This is a genomic window from Nocardia sp. N2S4-5, assembly GCF_044628355.1.
GTDB classification, from domain to species: domain Bacteria; phylum Actinomycetota; class Actinomycetes; order Mycobacteriales; family Mycobacteriaceae; genus Nocardia; species Nocardia wallacei_B.
Map to the genome: position 1 here is coordinate 3,154,352 of NZ_JBIUPM010000001.1, position 15,308 is coordinate 3,169,659.

Here is a 15,308-nt window from a genome sequence, read left to right on the forward strand (position 1 = left end):
AGACCATCATGATCAATCTCGAACTCCCCAAGAAGCTGCGGGCCAGCGCCAACCAGGCGCATCAGGTCGCGCAGGAGATCTTCCGCCCGATCTCGCGCAAATACGACCTCGCCGAGCACGAGTACCCGGTCGAGCTGGACACCATGGCCGCCATGGTGGAAGGCTTGGCCGACTCCGGCACGCAGGACATCTCCGGAGCCACCGGCGGCCGCAAGGGCAAGGCCGAGGGCGCGGAGAAGTCCGACAACCACGCGACCGAGCTGCTCGGAAACTCCAACGGCGGCAACATGTCCGCGCTGATGAACGCCCTGGAGACGTCCTGGGGCGATGTCGGGCTGATGCTGTCGATCCCGTACCAGGGGCTCGGCAACGCCGCCATCGCCGCGGTCGCCACCGACGAGCAGCTGGACCGGTTCGGCAAGGTGTGGGCCGCGATGGCGATCACCGAGCCGTCGTTCGGTTCCGACTCGGCCGCCGTCACCACCACGGCGGTGCTCGACGGTGACGAGTGGGTGCTCAACGGCACCAAGATCTTCGTGACCGCCGGGTCGCGCGCCACCCACATCGTGGTGTGGGCGTCGGTCGACAAGTCCAAGGGCCGCGCCGCCATCAAGTCGTTCGTGGTGCCGCGGGATGCCCCGGGCCTCACCGTCGCCCGGCTCGAGCACAAGCTGGGCATCAAGGCCTCCGACACCGCCGAGTTGCGGCTCGAGGACTGCCGGATCCCGAAGGACAACATCCTCGGCAGCCCGGAAGTCAACGTGGAGAAGGGTTTTGCCGGGGTCATGCAGACCTTCGACAACACCCGCCCGCTGGTGGCCGCGATGGCCGTCGGCGTCGGCCGCGCCGCCCTCGAGGAACTGCGCAAGATCCTCACCGAGGCCGGCGTCGAGATCGACTACGACCGCCCCGCCAACAGCCAGCCCGCCGCCGCCGCGGAATTCCTTCGCCTGGAAGCGGATTGGGAGGCCGCCTACCTCCTCTCCCTACGCGCCGGCTGGATGGCCGACAACAAGAAGCCCAACTCCCTCGAGGCCTCCATGTCCAAGGCCAAGGCCGGCCGCATGGGCACCGACGTCACCCTCAAGGCAGTCGAACTAGCAGGCGACGTCGGCTACTCCCAGCGCCTCCTACTGGAAAAGTGGGCCCGCGACGCCAAAATCCTCGACATCTTCGAGGGCACCCAGCAGATCCAGCAGCTGATCGTGGCGCGGCGGGTGCTGGAGTTGAGCAGTGCTGAGCTGAAGTAGGTTGTAGGACAACGGGAAACCGGTGCGAGCGTTACGTGGCTCGCACCGGTTTGTCCGTTCAGCGCGCTGCCATCATGGTCAGCAGCCATCCTCGGCCATCAGAAAATGCGCCGCCTCCAGGTGCACGATGCACTCGTCGGGATGGTGAAAACGATGGACGTGTCGAAGCTCCAGGGCGCGGTCGAACGTCAACTCCATCAGGTGCACCTGGCACATAACCTCGGCCAGCATCCCATCGGCATAGACAAAGGCGTTGTGCTCCAAAGGGTCTGACATCCAGTTACCTGTTCACATATCCGGCGGCAACCGCCGCCCCGTGGTCAGCTCGGCAACCAAGCAGTTGTAGGCATCGCTCGTTCGGGCTACCCAGTAGGCGTCTTCATGGGTCTGCCGATCGAGGTAGTTCAGCCACAGCTCGGCCAATCGGGAGACAACTGATCCCACGGTTTCTGTGTGCCAGACCCCAGCGACGTGCTTACGGCTCCGGAGAGCACTGGCGACAACCCGGTCGATCACCATGGCGAGCGCCGCCAGCTCCACCTCCGCAGCGGTGAATTTCTGGACCACCTGCCGGAGGTCGTTGGCAGACAACGCGTCTGGTTCATGCATCGCATGGAGCGCCTCGCGTCGCTGGTGCTGCAAGGGGATCATGGCAGAGGCGGAGTCGGTCAGCGTCACCGGAGGCGACGCCACCACGTCAGCCCGGAAGGCGCGCTGGAGGTGCTCGGCGTTCGGGAACAGCGATTGCTCGTTCATCGACGATCCGCCTCTACCATGGGTTTCTGGCTGCGTGATGGCGGCCAGCTGGTGAATGGCAAGCGTGTTATAGGGCATCGGTTCGGGCACCTTCCGGCTGCTGTGGACTGCGGGCGGTACCCGGTGCGCCGGGAAGCGTGACGGCGTCGGCTTGGTTCCGGGTACCAAACCACCGTTGTCCACGGGCACTCCGCGCCGGTATGCCGAATTCCTTGCCACCGCCATACATTTCACGAATGCCTCGCCACGCCACTCGGTGGCGTTCGGATGTCCCAAATATCTGTTGACCAGCGGTTTCGCGATATACACGAAACGTATAGGCGACGGGGCGAACCAGTGGTAATTTCGGCCCGACCAGGGGAAACGGCGTACGACCCGATCACACTCAGGGGCAGAACGATGACGCGGGCACCCAAGCTACAGCGGTATTGCATGCGCTGCGGCAACCGGCTGAACAGCTATAACGGACAGCCACACTGCAGCTCCTGTGAGGCGGCCCTCCGTGAGGAGATGACCCATCCGCCGCAGGTGCCGTTCGGGTTCTGGCAGACCGATCACATGCGCGACGCGTTCGCGATGTGGCACATGGGGCGTGTCATCGCTGCATACCGGGCGCATCCGTACCATGGCCGAACGTTGCCGCAGGAGCTTGTAGCCAACTGGCTCGGCCTGACTCAAGCGCAGCTCAGCCGGCTGGAGAAGGGTCCGGCACCCGAGTACCTGTCAAAGCTCATTCGTTGGGCTCAGGTGCTCGGCATTCCTGCGGATCTGTTGTGGTTCAAGCTGCCTGGCACGTCCGCCGCTACGCTCGATAATGTGAAACGGCAGGATTTTCTCCGAGCCGCGCTTGGCGTCACGGTCACAGGTGCTGCCGCGCCGCTGATGGATCTCCTCGATACGATCCAGCCCACCCCTGTGCCGTCGACCGTGGGCGCCACCGAGATAGAGCAGATCCGCCGGACGGCTCACGAGTTCAGCACTTGGGATCACGTGTACGGCGGTGGACTGGTCCGGGAGGCAGTATCGGCCCAACTGCGCTACGCGGTCAGCCTGTTGAACACCCGCTGTCCCGATCATCACCGAGCCGAATTGCACAGCGCTGTAGGGTTTCTGGGGCACACGGCCGGGTTCATGGCCTTCGACGTCTACGCCCACGCCGACGCCCGTAGCATGTTCCGTCTGGCTTGGACGTGCGCCGAAGAAGCCAACAACTGGCATCTCCGGGGAAAAGTCTTGTCCTCGATAGCTCGCCAAGCGATTTGGTGTGGCAATCCTGATGACGGCTTGACCTACATCGAACTGGCGATGGTGCGCTCGGATCGGCTGACGTTCACAGAACGCGCCATGCTGCAATCCGCCAGGGCGCGAGCGCTGGCCAAACTTCATCGGGTCGAAGAGGCGATGTGGGCGATTGGCCAGGCCGACGAAGCATTCTCGAAGGCATCGCCACTGAACGATCCGCCCTGGATGTCCTATTACGATGCCGCTCAGCACTCGGGCGACACCGGCCATGCGCTGTTCGATCTCGCCGTACAGGGGCGGTTCGCCACAGAGGCCAAGCAACGTCTCCAGGCTGCCGTCGATGGGCACACTGACACCTACGTGCGATCCCGCGCCATTTCCGGGATCAAGCTGGCGTCCCTCGCGATGGCCACCGGTGACCCGCAGGAGGCCGCGGTCTTCGGTACCGCTGCCTTGGTCGACGCCGGCCATATTCGCTCGCGACGAGCCGCCGATGATCTGCGGGAGCTGGCGTGTCTTGCCAAGCAGCACCGCGACGTCGTGGAGGTCGATGAGCTGCGGAGTCGGATCGACACCGTTGTGGCGGCGGTATGAGCGAGGCGGCCGGAGACTGCACGACCGGGGTTCTTCGATCGGCCTGTCTGATGGCCGGGATAGACCCGGGCGACGCCGAGCTACTCCGACATGGTGAAAATGCCATCTACCGGTTGCCCGGAGACACCGTGGTGCGGATCAGCCGGCCAGGACAACAGGTTGCCGCTCATCGAGAAGTAATGGTCGCTCGATGGCTAGAGGCGTCGGGTGTTGATGCGGTGCGGGTCGCGCCCAGCATTGAACAACCAGTGGAGGTAGACGGTCGCGCTGTGACATTTTGGCGAGAGCTGCCGCCTCACCACCACGGCACGCCAGCCCAGGTGGCTGGAGCACTGAAGAATTTGCACAGCCTGACGCCGCCCAGCACGTTCGACCTAGGCGAGCTCGCACCATTCGTGCGCGTGGACGCGCGGATCGACGGCGCGAGCTTCCTGTCCGATGATGATCGGCACTGGATGCGTGAGCACCTGAAAAATCTACGGCGCCGCTGGGAGAAGCTGCCGATTGGCTTGCCGTGGTGCGTCATTCACGGGGATGCCTGGGTGGGCAACGTGGTGGCTGCTGAGGACGGTCGTGTGATCCTTCTCGACCTGGAGCGAACGTCGCTCGGGCCGCCCGAGTGGGATTTGGTGCACACGGCGATCAAAAGGTCGTCGTTCGGGTGGATCAGTGCGAATCAGTACCGCGAGTTCTGCGATGCGTATGGGTATGACGTCATGGAGTGGGAGGGCTTCGGGCTGTTGCGGGACATCCGTGAATTCCGGATGACGACGATGGCGGTGCAGACGGCGACGACCGATCCGGGTTGGCGGGAGCAGGCGGGTCACAGGCTCATGTGTATTCGGCGTTTGGCGGGCGAACGACCGTGGCTGGATTGGCGTGTATTGGAATGAGAACAAGGATAGATTTTGTGGACCTCGCCCTAATTAAGCAACTGACCACCGACGCAGCCAGCGACGGCGTGCAGCAACTTGTCGTGGTGGGGTCGTCCAGCATGCCGGTCGGGTGCTGCTCCTTCAGCGGCCTGAGGACGACTTCATGGGCGGTATCTGGGAGTTGCCCAGTGGGAAAGTCGAATCCGGTGCTGCTTCAAGAGCACGATGCGTACACCTGGACGGCGCTCAGCGAGGAACTGCCGGTTACCGAGGCCGTCCGGCGGGTGCTCTCGGAATATCGGCGGACATAAGACGGGAATCGGTATCCGGCAGGTCAGTTCGGTGGCTGGGGCGTGTCCATCTTGGTGCATTGCCAGCGGCCGTCGAGATATTCGACGGTCATGGTGAGCGGGACTTGTTTGGCTTGCGGACTCGAGCTGGTGCTCACGTTGCGGACCGTCTGGGTGAGTAGTGCGGCGATTTCCGCGCGGGTCGAGTCACCGGACTTGAAGTAGCACTGGGCATCGCTGGCCTGAGAAGACACCTGGCTCTGGGTCATGGCGCCTTGCAGCGTGGGCCACGAGCTGTCGAACTGAGCCTGGAGATCCCCGGCCGCGCCGTCGTCGAGCGACTTCTTGTAGGAATCGAGATTTTTGTAGTCGTAGGTCATCATGGTTCGACCGAAGTCGCAGGCGAACAGGCGGGCCGCCTCGCGTGCTGCTTCGGCGGACTGTTGCTCGTGCTGTTTGCTGGACGAATTGTGCAGCACCAGAACAACAGTCGTGGCGGCACCGCCGAGGACCAGGACGATGCCCAGCACGGCGGCGATGAACAATCCGCGGCGGCGACGCTTCGGCACCGACGATGCCGAGGGTGTGAAGGCCATCGGGTGCGCGGGGGTGAAGGCCGCCGGATGCGGAATGGGCCTGCCCGCCAGCGCATTTGCCGCCTCGGCGGCCAGTTCTCCACAACTGCCGAACCGTTGTCGCGGGTCCTTGGCCAGCGCACGCGCTATCACGGCGTCGAAACCCGGTGGCAGCGCGGGATTTCGGTGGCTCGGCACCGGCGGGGGCTGGTGCAGGTGGGCGTTGATGAGCTGGGCGGAATTGGTTCCGGGATACGGGTGATCGCCGGTGAGCATGTGGTAGAGCGTGCCGCCGAGCGCGTATACGTCGGTGCGGTGATCGACCGGTGTGCCGACGTCGAACTGTTCGGGCGCGGCGTATTGGAGGCTGGCGTAGACGTCGCCGGTGCGGGTGAGTCCGACGGACTCGTCGAGGGCCTTGGCGATGCCGAAGTCGGCGAGCAGTACTCGCTGCTGCGGGCCGCGCGCGAGCAGGATATTGGCCGGTTTGACGTCACGATGCAGGATCCCGGCCGCATGGGCGTGGTCCAATGCGCGGGCGGTTTCGGTAATGATCCGCACCGATTGTTCCGGCGGGATCGGACCATTGCGCACCACGGCCGCGACATCGGTGCCGTCGACATACTCCATCGCGATCCACAGCCGGCCCTCGTGCTCACCGCGCGCGTGAATGGCGACGATGTTCGGATGCGCCAGCCGCGCCACGGTATCCGCCTCGCGTTGGAATCGCGCTCGGACATCCGGATCACCGGCCATGGCATGGCTGAGCAGCTTCAACGCGACGAACCGCGGCAGATCACGGTCGTGTGCGAGATACACCTCCCCCATGCCGCCGAGACCCAGCAACCGTTCGATGCGATAGCCGGCGAAGACCTGCCCGTGCGCCAGCGTGTTACCCAACCCCGTCCTCCTCCACCCGAATCTCCGATTACGGTAGCCGACCGTGCCGGAGCGAGCGACCTCTCAGCGTCGACGAGGACGGCGGCACTCAGCAACCGAAGACCTGGCCGACATTCTCTTTCGGGTCGGCCGTCTTCTCGCGCAGGCATCCGAACGGGACAACGCCCGCATCGCTTATTCGCGCACCGGATTTCACCACTGTGTGAATGCATACGAGGCCGTCTGTTTCGAGGCGACAGGTGTAGTCCTTGGCGGTGATGCGGCTGCCGTAGGGCAGGGGCGCGCCGTCCCCGAGGATGAAGGGGCCCGGGTCACCGTGCAGGGAGCCGACGGAGAGGGCTGCGCCCGAGTAGTCGATCCAGTTGGGAACCCAGTTGCCGATGTACTCGCCAGGGGGGCGAGTAGGCGGGTGCTGAAGCTCCACCAGACAGCTCAAGTCGTCGACGCGGCCGCGGAAATCGGTGGTGCACTTGATCTTTCCGGTGGGGCTGACGAAGGCGATGTCGCCGTTGAGCGGTGTGGACTTGCCGTCTCGGGTGGCGGTGCCGAACTGTGCGGTGTCGACCGGTTTTCCGGCCTGCACCCAGGCGGCGACGTCGGCGAACGAGGCGCCGCGGGCGGGCGCTTGCGTGACGGCATCGGAAACGGGATGTGGCTCGCCGTCTTTCGTCAGGGAGCAACCGGCTGCCAGGAGCACGAGCATCGTCAACACCGCGATACGCATGCCGCTCACACTAAGCGGTGATGCGGCCGCGCGGTGCGCTCCCGGCGGCCCGGGCTGCGTTCCGGCCGGAGACGCGCCGGGCCGAAAAGTCGGGACACGCGGAATCGGCGGAATGTGTCGGAGGTGCGTGTCATGCTGGGGTTCCGCGGTCGAGACAGGCCTGAAAGCGCACCAGCGCAGGCAGATTCGCACGACAAGTGAGTGGGGATGCCATGTCCGAAATACCGTCCGATATAGCGATCGCCCGCCATCGCCGGGATGTCGCCGAACTGCACGACAGGTTCGAGGCACTACCGGCCGGCGAGCCGGTACACCTGGTCAAGTCCACCTCCAACCTGTGGCGGCCCCGCATCCAGCGCGGAAACGGCCTGGACGTCCGGACATTCGACCGGGTGCTGACTGTCGATCCGGGCAGTCGCACGGCCGAGGTCGAGGGCATGGCGACCTACGAGACCATCGCCGACGCAGCCCTCGCCCAGCGCATGCTGCCGCCGCTGGTGCTGGACTGCAAGACCATCACCCTCGGCGGCGCGGTCGTCGGCACGGGCGCCGAATCCTCCTCGTTCCGTGCCGGTCTGCCGCACGACAGCGTCACCGAGATGGAGATCCTGACCGGCGACGGACGCATCGTGACGGCCACCGCGGACAACGAGCACGCCGAACTCTTCCACGCCTTCCCGCACTCCTACGGCTGTCTCGGCTACGCCCTCCGGCTACGGATCGATCTGGAACCGGCACAGCAGTTCGTCCGGCTGCGACACGTGCGGACGGGCTCGACCGGCGAGTGGGTATCGGCACTGCGCAAGATCACCGAGACCCGCGAGTTCGACGGGGAGCGAGTCGATTTCGTGGACGGCACCTACTTCGGCCCGGACGCGGTCTATCTCAGCCTGGGCACCTTCACCGACACCGCGCCCTACCTGTCGGACTACACCGGTCGGCGGATCTACTACCACGCCGTCCGTTCCCACACCGAGGATTACCTCGCCATCCGCGACTATCTGTGGCGCTGGGACACTGATCTGTACTGGACCTCGAAGTCGTTCGGCCTGGAAAACCCTGTGGTGCGGCAACTTTGGCCGCAGCGCTATCGCAATGCCGAGACTCTGCGCCGCCTGCAGATGTGGGCGCGGCGCGACGGCCGCGTCGACCGTGCCCTCGCCGCGGTCGGGCGCCCTGTGGAATGGGTGTTGCAGGACGCGGACCTGCCGGTGGAGACGGTGCCGGAATTCCTGGAGTTCTTCGATCGCGAGGTCGGCATCGCACCGGTCTGGCTGTGCCCTTTCGTCATGCGCAGGCCCGCCAGCCTGTATCCGATCGAGACCGGCCGCCTGTTCGTCAGCGTCGGCTTCTGGGCGCCGGTCCGGTTACGCCGCGGCCAGGCGCCGGGCCACCACAACCGGCTGATCGAGCGGAAGATCACCGAACTCGGCGGCCGCAAACCGCTGTACTCGACGGCCCACTACGGCGAAGAAGAATTTTGGCAGCTGTACGGCGGCGGCACCTATCACCGGCTGAAGGCCGCCTACGACCCCGACGGCCGCTTCCCCGACCTGTACGACAAATGCGTGCGCGGCGGGTAGAACGGGCCGCCCGACTTGGCCGAATTTGTGTATCCCAGGTCACACCCGACTGCTACCTTCCACAACACGGACGGGTTGCGTGCGATGTCGCACGTGGGGCACGCGGAGGTGTTCGAGGTGACCTCGATTCTGGAGGAAGTGCAGCGCAGGACGGCCCACACGGTGGAGGCGCTGCGCGGGTTGAACGTGTTGCGGACGCGCGGTTTCATCGATCCCCGCGATCCGGTGGAGACGCTGCGGACCATCAAGGAGTCGCGCGTCCTGGGCCCGCAGGCGACCATGGTCCGGCATGCCGCCCGAACCTGGCCCGCCAACGTGGCGGCCGTAGACGAACGCGGCGCGCTGACCTACCGGGAGCTGGACGAGGGCTCGAACGCGCTGGCACACGGGTTGCGCGGCCTCGGCATCACGCCGGGCACGGTGCTCGGCATCCTGGCCCGCGACCACCGCGGCCTGCTGCTGGCGATGGCGGCGGCCGGCAAGCTCGGCGCCCGGCTGGCGTTGATGAACACCGGCTTCGCGAAGCCGCAGTTCGCCGAGGTCTGCCAGCGCGAGAACGTCAAGGCGGTGCTGCACGACAGCGAATTCGTCGGACTGCTCGACGCGCTGCCGCCGGAGCTGCCGCGCGTGCTCACCTGGGTCGACGAGGGCCACGAGGCGCCCGAGGGCGCCACCACCATCGAGGCCCTCATCGCCGCCAACTCCAGCGCTCCCCTGCCGCTGCCCGACAAGCCCGGCGGCTTCATCATCCTCACCAGCGGCACCACCGGATTACCGAAAGGCGCTCCGCGCGACAAGGTTTCGCCGCTGTCCACCGTGCAGGTGATCGACCGGCTGCCGTTCCCGCGCCAGGGCCGGATGATGATCGTCTCGCCCATCTTCCACAGCACCGGCCAGGCGACCTGGCTGGTGGCCGCGGGTCTCGGCAACGAGGTGGTGCTGATCCGCCGTTTCGACGCCGAGACGACGCTGCGCAAGATCGCCGAACATCGGGTGGAGATGCTGGTCGCGGTGCCGACCATGCTGCACCGCATGGTGGAACTGGATCCAGCGATCCGGGCGAAGTACGACCTGTCGTCGCTGAAGTCGATCGTGCTGGCCGGTTCGGCGCTGTCACCGGAGCTGACCCTGCGCGCCACCGAGGCGTTCGGCCCGGTCGTCTACAACCTGTACGGCTCGACCGAATGCGCGGTCGCGACCGTGGCGCAACCGGAGGACCTGGCCATCGCACCCGGCACCGCCGGGCGCGCGCCCACCACCTGCGAGGTCGCGCTGTTCGACGACGACGGCCGCCGCATCCGCGACCGGCACGTCACCGGCCGCATCTTCATCCGCTCCGGCGCGCCGTTCAAGGGCTACACCGACGGCCGCCACAAGCAGATCATCGGCGACTACATGTCCTCCGGCGATGTCGGCCATTTCGACGAGCACGGCCTGCTGTTCGTCGACGGCCGCGACGACGACATGATCGTCTCCGGCGGCGAGAACGTCTTCCCGCAGGAGGTCGAGAACCTACTGCTGGAGCGGCCCGATGTGTTCGACGCCGCCGTCATCGGAGTGGACGATGCGGAGTTCGGCAAACGGCTGCGCGCGTTCGTGGTGCCCGAGCCGGGCGTCACACCCGATGCCGACGAGATCAAGGCATACGTCAAGGGCAACCTGGCCCGCTACAAGGTGCCGCGCGAGGTCGTCTTCCTCGATGAACTCCCCCGCAATACAACCGGCAAACTGCTGCGGCGAGTGCTGAGCGAATACCCCGCCACACGGTAGATCGACCGTCCAGTTATACGCGTACTCTCGGTTACAGAGACACCGACCACATCCCGTCTGACCTGCTTGCTAGGGTTAGCAGCGCACTGGATCTCGATGTTGCGGTCCCGCCAGCCCGATCGGCGGTATCCGCGGAAGGTTGTACCTATGTCAGCTGTCCTTCCGTCAGTCAGCGGGGCTCTCCGCAAGGCCGGAGATATGGCTCTCAGCGTCAACGCCATGCGCAAGCGGGGCCTGTTCAGTCCGCTGCGGCCCGATCACGCGATCGGCTCGGCGCTCAATGTCGGCAAATTCGGCCCGTTCGCGGGCGTGATCATGCACGCCGCCAAGACCAACGCGCACGCACCGGCCATCGTCGACGAACGCGGGGAACTCACCTTCGCGGAGATCGATGCCCAGTCCAATCAGGTCGCGCGCGGCCTGGCCGCACTGGGTCTGGGGCAGGGCGATGTCGTGGGGCTGCTCGCCCGCGACCACCGCGGCATGGTGCTCAGCCTGGCCGCCACCGGCAAGCTCGGGGTGCGCGCGGTGCTGATGAACACCGGTTTCGCCAAGCCGCAGTTCGCCGACGTCGCCGCGCGCGAGCAGGTGAAGGCGGTCCTGCACGACAGCGAGTTCGTCGACTTGATGAGCGCGATCCCGGCGGACATCCCGCGCATTCTGACGTGGGTGGACGAGAAGGACGGGGTGGATCCGGCCATTCCGACGCTGGATTCGTTGCGGGAGAACAGGTCCGGTGATCCGGTACCGGCTCCGGAGAAGCCGGGCGGGATGATCATCCTGACCTCCGGCACCACCGGCACGCCCAAGGGCGCACCGCGGGAGAAGGTCAGCCCCTTCATCTCCGCGCAGTTCCTCGATCGAATTCCGTTGCCGCGCAACGGCACCATGGTGGTGGCCGCGCCGATCTTCCACGCCACCGGACTGTCGCAGTTCACCCTCGGGCTGGCACTGGGCAACCGAATGGTGTTCCAGCAGCGGCGTTTCGATCCGGAGAAGACGCTCGCCAACATCACGAAGTATCAGGCGTCGTCGCTCGTGGTGGTGCCGACGATGCTGCAACGCATGCTCGACCTGCCCGCGGAGACGCTGGCCCGGTACGACATGTCGTCGCTGCGCATGCTGTTCGCCGCCGGCTCGGCGATCCCGCCGGACGTGGTCACGCGCAGTCTCGACTACTTCGGTGACGTCCTCTACAACGTGTACGGCTCCACCGAATGCGCCGTGATCACGGTCGCGAGCCCCCAGGATTTGCGGATCGCGCCGACCACGGCCGGGCGCCCACCGGTCGGCATTCGCCTGGCCCTGTACGACGAGAATCGTAAGAAGATCACCGAGCCGCACGTCACCGGCACGATCTTCATCGCCAACGCGCACTCGTTCACCGCCTACACCGACGGCCGCACCAAGGAGACCGTCGACGGCATGATGTCCTCAGGCGACGTCGGCCACTTCGACGAGAATGGGCTGCTGTTCATCGACGGCCGCGACGACGACATGATCGTCTCCGGCGGCGAGAACGTCTTCCCGCAGGAAGTCGAGCATCTCATCGCCAACCGGCCCGACGTGCTCGAGGCCGCCGTCGTCGGCGTCGAGGATCGGGAATTCGGTAAGCGGTTGCGCGCCATCGTCGTCCCAGGACCCGACTCCGCCCGCGACCCGCGGGAGATCAAGGAATTCGTCAAGGCCAACCTCGCTCGCTACAAGGTCCCGCGCGAGGTCATCTTCCTGGACGAACTCCCCCGCAATGCCACCGGCAAACTGCTTCGCAAACCGCTCGTGGAGATGGAGACCGACGCCGAGTAGTTCCGGCGCGGGGTAGTCCCGCGCGGAATTGCTGTGCGAGGTCGGGTAATTGACGGTAAACAATCCGTTATTATCAGCAGGTGATTATCGACTCCGGCCGATCCCCGGCCCGCGACGCCGCGGCGGTGCGTATGCGCCGCACGGCGGCAGCGCGGTTGCGCGGGGGATCGGCCGGGTCGGTTTCCGGCGCGCTGTCCGTGGCCGCGCACGGCTGGGCATCGGGCGGGATGCCGGTGGGGACCGCCACCGTGGCGCTGCTCGTGGCCGCCTGCACCGTGGTCGGCGCGCTGGTGGCCGGGCTGAGGCCGTTGCGTCATACGCGGTCCGCACTGGCCGCAGCACTGGTCGGCGGGCAATTGCTCGGCCACGCTGTGCTGTCGTTCGGGATGGCGGGTATGTCACATGGTGAGTCGATGTGGACACCGGTGATGCTGTGCGCCCATATCGCCGCCGCGTTGTGCGCCGCGGTGGTGATCCATGCGGCCGAGGCGGCGTACCGGATCGGTACGGCACTGTCGCGGGTGCTGCCGAAGCTGTTGCGGTCGCCCGTGATCGCGGGCCCGCGACCGCTGCGGACCGCCCATCGCGACCGAGTGATCCTGCGGGTCTTCGCCGCCGACGCTTTCCGCACGCGCGGCCCGCCGCTGCTTGTTCGAGGCTGAACATTCCCTACACCCGTACGCACGTTTCGTATCCAACACTGTCTCGCGTGAACGTCCAGGCTGATCATCCAGCTGCAAAATCCCTACGCTGGAACGGTTTTCGAGATCACAATGCTCTTCTCAGGGCGAGGTGATGTCCGCAGGCCGGAAATTCCGGTACGCCGGGGCCTTTCGCTGCATGGATGAATGCTCCTCCGCACCATATCCGGCAACCACATGTGCGACACGGTGACCACGGCACGATCCCGTCACTGACGACGATCGGCCGCACTCGCCGTGCCATCTCCGCACACATCGGAAACCGGATCGCGACCGGGCGCAAGGCCGCAGCACGGACACGGTGCCGACCAGACACCGGCCCGCGTTGCGGACGAGTCCGGTGCCTCGGCAGCAGGGCGAGCACGAGTCGGTCGGCCGAGTGGCGACGCCACGTTGGTGAGCACAAGCCTGCCGCTCGGTCAGCACGACCACAGTGGCGACCACGAGCCGCCACGCGAGTTGCAGAGCTGTGGCGGCGAGCGCGAGTCGGATGCCCGCTTGCCGAGGCGGTGGTGGCGAGCATGAGTTGCCATCCGGGCCGGTAGCCCAAGGCCATCGGGCGGCAGCGGTGCGTGCGGGTGCCTCTTGAACAGGAGCACTTCCCTTGAGCATTACCGATTCACCGGTTCCCGCGACGGAACCACCACAGAGTGCGCCGGAGGCGTCCGGCGCGCCCGCGCCGCCGGATCGCGGCGGCGGTAGGCGTGGGGCGATATTCGCCCTGGCGATGCGGCTGCATTTCTATGCCGGAGTTTTCGTTGCGCCGTTCATTCTGATCGCGGCGGTCACCGGTGCGCTGTACGCGATCTCGCCCACGCTGGAGTCGATCGTGGATCGCGATCTGCTGCACGTGGATTCGACCGGGGCGGCGCGGCCACTGTCGGAGCAGATCGCGGCGGCGGTGGCGCGGGAGCCGGGGCTGGCGTTGAATGCTGTTGCACCCGCGCAGGATCCGAGCGATACCACGCGGGTCGTGTTCACCGACCCGGCGCTGGGCGAGTCCGAGCGACGGGCGGTCTTCGTCGATCCGGCGACGGCCGAAACGGTCGGCGCCGGCGTCGTATACGGCAGTTCGGGTGCGTTGCCCACCCGCACCTGGATCGATCTGCTGCACCGGAATCTGCATTTGGGCGAGACCGGGCGTCTCTACAGTGAGATGGCCGCTTCGTGGATGTGGGTGATCGCGCTGGCGGGGCTCGTGCTCTGGATACGGCGGGTGCGGTCACGGCGGGAACGGCGGTCCCTCGGCTGGCTGGCGCGGCCCGACCGGTCCGGCACCGGACGCAATCGGACGCTGAATTGGCATGCGGCCGTGGGCTTCTGGATTCTGCTGCCGTTGCTCTTCCTGTCCGCGACCGGCATGACCTGGTCGACATACGCCGGTGATCACATCGAGAAGCTGCGTGCCGAACTCAGCTGGACCAAACCGGCCGTGAGCGCCACCCTGCCGGGAACTGCCGGTCCCGCCGTGGCCGCCGGAGGTGAGCACGCCGGACACGGCGGCCACCACGAGATGGGCGCACCGGTGCCCGCGGACCGGGCCGCGCAGGCGGACAAGGTATACGCGGTCGCGCGAGGGCACGGACTGGAGGGGCCGCTGGAAATCAGTATCCCGGCCGCGGACGGCACCGCCTTCGTGGCGCAGGAACGGCGATTGTCCGGGGTGTACACGCAGGATTCGATCGCCGTGGACGGACGCACCGGCGACGTGACCGACATGCTCCGGTACAGCGATTGGCCGCTGATGGCCAAGCTCGCCAACTGGGGCATCCAGTTGCACATGGGCATGCTGTTCGGTCTGGCCAATCAGTTGCTGTTGCTGGTCACGATGATCGCCCTGATCACCGTGCTCGTGCGCGGTTACCTGATGTGGTGGCGCCGCCGTCCCACCCGGGCGGGCGGGCGGTTCGCCTTCGGCAAGCCGCCGCGCCGCGGAGTGCTGCGCCGCGCACCGCTGTATCTCATGGTGACGGTGCCGGCCGTCGCCGTGGCGATCGGCTGGTTCGCGCCGTTGCTGGGCATCAGCCTGCTGGCATTCCTGGCCGTCGACGCGATAGTGGGATTGTCCCGCCGCCGCACGGCCAGCTGACTCCATAACCCTTCCCGCACAACGGCTTCGGCGCAATGCCCAAGCCTTGCCCGTCGCTGTGCCGGCACCGGGCCGCGGGAGAAACGGAAGTCGGTGAACGCGGGTGTGGTGGGCACGCATGAGGGGGCCGACCACACCCGCCGCCCCGGCGGC

General features: G+C 66.4%; 12 protein-coding genes. 8 read left to right on the top strand and 4 right to left on the bottom strand.

The window, feature by feature from the left end; all coding sequences use genetic code 11:
- The first annotated feature begins 8 nt into the window (after positions 1–8).
- Positions 9–1,250, top strand: coding sequence for an acyl-CoA dehydrogenase family protein (locus ACFMRZ_RS14305; RefSeq protein WP_280272840.1), 1,242 nt, complete (start codon positions 9–11; stop codon positions 1,248–1,250).
- Between the two features lie 78 nt (positions 1,251–1,328).
- Here ACFMRZ_RS14305 and ACFMRZ_RS14310 read toward each other — a convergent pair whose 3' ends face one another.
- Positions 1,329–1,526 (bottom strand): hypothetical protein, encoded by a 198-nt coding sequence (locus tag ACFMRZ_RS14310; protein ID WP_400179534.1) that lies wholly within the window; start codon positions 1,524–1,526, stop codon positions 1,329–1,331.
- A gap of 12 nt (positions 1,527–1,538) precedes the next feature.
- Positions 1,539–2,084: a hypothetical protein gene (locus ACFMRZ_RS14315; RefSeq protein WP_400179535.1), complete on the bottom strand. Its 546-nt coding sequence runs from the start codon at positions 2,082–2,084 to the stop codon at positions 1,539–1,541.
- Positions 2,085–2,516: 432 nt separating this feature from the next.
- On the opposite strand from ACFMRZ_RS14315, the gene ACFMRZ_RS14320 reads away from it, so the two are divergent.
- Both ACFMRZ_RS14320 and ACFMRZ_RS14325 read left to right on the top strand, forming a co-directional pair.
- A complete protein-coding gene (locus ACFMRZ_RS14320; RefSeq protein WP_400179536.1) occupies positions 2,517–3,842 on the top strand; it encodes a helix-turn-helix domain-containing protein in 1,326 nt (441 codons plus the stop codon).
- Entirely contained in the window at positions 3,839–4,735 is an 897-nt protein-coding gene (locus ACFMRZ_RS14325; RefSeq protein ID WP_400179537.1) for a phosphotransferase family protein, read from the top strand. Before ACFMRZ_RS14320 ends, ACFMRZ_RS14325 begins: the two co-directional genes overlap by 4 nt.
- A gap of 316 nt (positions 4,736–5,051) precedes the next feature.
- Here the strand turns inward: ACFMRZ_RS14325 and ACFMRZ_RS14330 are convergent, their stop codons facing one another.
- The gene (locus ACFMRZ_RS14330; RefSeq protein ID WP_400179538.1) at positions 5,052–6,482 is read right to left on the bottom strand and encodes a serine/threonine-protein kinase; all 1,431 of its coding nucleotides are present in this window, start codon (positions 6,480–6,482) and stop codon (positions 5,052–5,054) included.
- Positions 6,483–6,570: 88 nt separating this feature from the next.
- Positions 6,571–7,206, bottom strand: a complete 636-nt coding sequence (locus ACFMRZ_RS14335) for a hypothetical protein (RefSeq protein ID WP_400179539.1) — start codon at positions 7,204–7,206, stop codon at positions 6,571–6,573.
- Between the two features lie 212 nt (positions 7,207–7,418).
- Here ACFMRZ_RS14335 and ACFMRZ_RS14340 point away from each other — a divergent pair, with 212 nt between their 5' ends.
- The 5 genes from ACFMRZ_RS14340 to ACFMRZ_RS14360 all read left to right on the top strand — a co-directional run bounded on the left by ACFMRZ_RS14340 (position 7,419) and on the right by ACFMRZ_RS14360 (position 15,155).
- Positions 7,419–8,789 (top strand): FAD-binding oxidoreductase, encoded by a 1,371-nt coding sequence (locus ACFMRZ_RS14340; protein ID WP_400179540.1) that lies wholly within the window; start codon positions 7,419–7,421, stop codon positions 8,787–8,789.
- Between the two features lie 117 nt (positions 8,790–8,906).
- Positions 8,907–10,559 carry an acyl-CoA synthetase gene (locus ACFMRZ_RS14345; protein ID WP_400179541.1) on the top strand — a complete coding sequence of 551 codons (1,653 nt, stop codon included), beginning with the start codon at positions 8,907–8,909 and terminating at the stop codon, positions 10,557–10,559.
- A gap of 198 nt (positions 10,560–10,757) precedes the next feature.
- The gene (locus tag ACFMRZ_RS14350) at positions 10,758–12,365 is read left to right on the top strand and encodes an acyl-CoA synthetase (RefSeq protein WP_280369796.1); all 1,608 of its coding nucleotides are present in this window, start codon (positions 10,758–10,760) and stop codon (positions 12,363–12,365) included.
- 80 nt (positions 12,366–12,445) lie between these two features.
- The gene (locus ACFMRZ_RS14355; RefSeq protein ID WP_400179542.1) at positions 12,446–13,027 is read left to right on the top strand and encodes a hypothetical protein; all 582 of its coding nucleotides are present in this window, start codon (positions 12,446–12,448) and stop codon (positions 13,025–13,027) included.
- A gap of 643 nt (positions 13,028–13,670) precedes the next feature.
- Positions 13,671–15,155, top strand: a complete 1,485-nt coding sequence (locus tag ACFMRZ_RS14360; RefSeq protein WP_400179543.1) for a PepSY-associated TM helix domain-containing protein — start codon at positions 13,671–13,673, stop codon at positions 15,153–15,155.
- Positions 15,156–15,308: the final 153 nt, after the last annotated feature.

Excerpts from the sequence above, each read along its gene's own strand:
- ACFMRZ_RS14340 (WP_400179540.1), top strand. The coding sequence starts at position 7,419 with ATGTCCGAAATACCGTCCGATATAGCGATCGCCCGCCATCGCCGGGAT.
- ACFMRZ_RS14310 (WP_400179534.1), bottom strand. The coding sequence starts at position 1,526 with ATGTCAGACCCTTTGGAGCACAACGCCTTTGTCTATGCCGATGGGATG.
- ACFMRZ_RS14305 (WP_280272840.1), top strand. The coding sequence starts at position 9 with ATGATCAATCTCGAACTCCCCAAGAAGCTGCGGGCCAGCGCCAACCAG.
- ACFMRZ_RS14335 (WP_400179539.1), bottom strand. The coding sequence starts at position 7,206 with ATGCGTATCGCGGTGTTGACGATGCTCGTGCTCCTGGCAGCCGGTTGC.
- ACFMRZ_RS14320 (WP_400179536.1), top strand. The coding sequence starts at position 2,517 with ATGACCCATCCGCCGCAGGTGCCGTTCGGGTTCTGGCAGACCGATCAC.
- ACFMRZ_RS14350 (WP_280369796.1), top strand. The coding sequence starts at position 10,758 with ATGGCTCTCAGCGTCAACGCCATGCGCAAGCGGGGCCTGTTCAGTCCG.
- ACFMRZ_RS14325 (WP_400179537.1), top strand. The coding sequence starts at position 3,839 with ATGAGCGAGGCGGCCGGAGACTGCACGACCGGGGTTCTTCGATCGGCC.
- ACFMRZ_RS14315 (WP_400179535.1), bottom strand. The coding sequence starts at position 2,084 with ATGCCCTATAACACGCTTGCCATTCACCAGCTGGCCGCCATCACGCAG.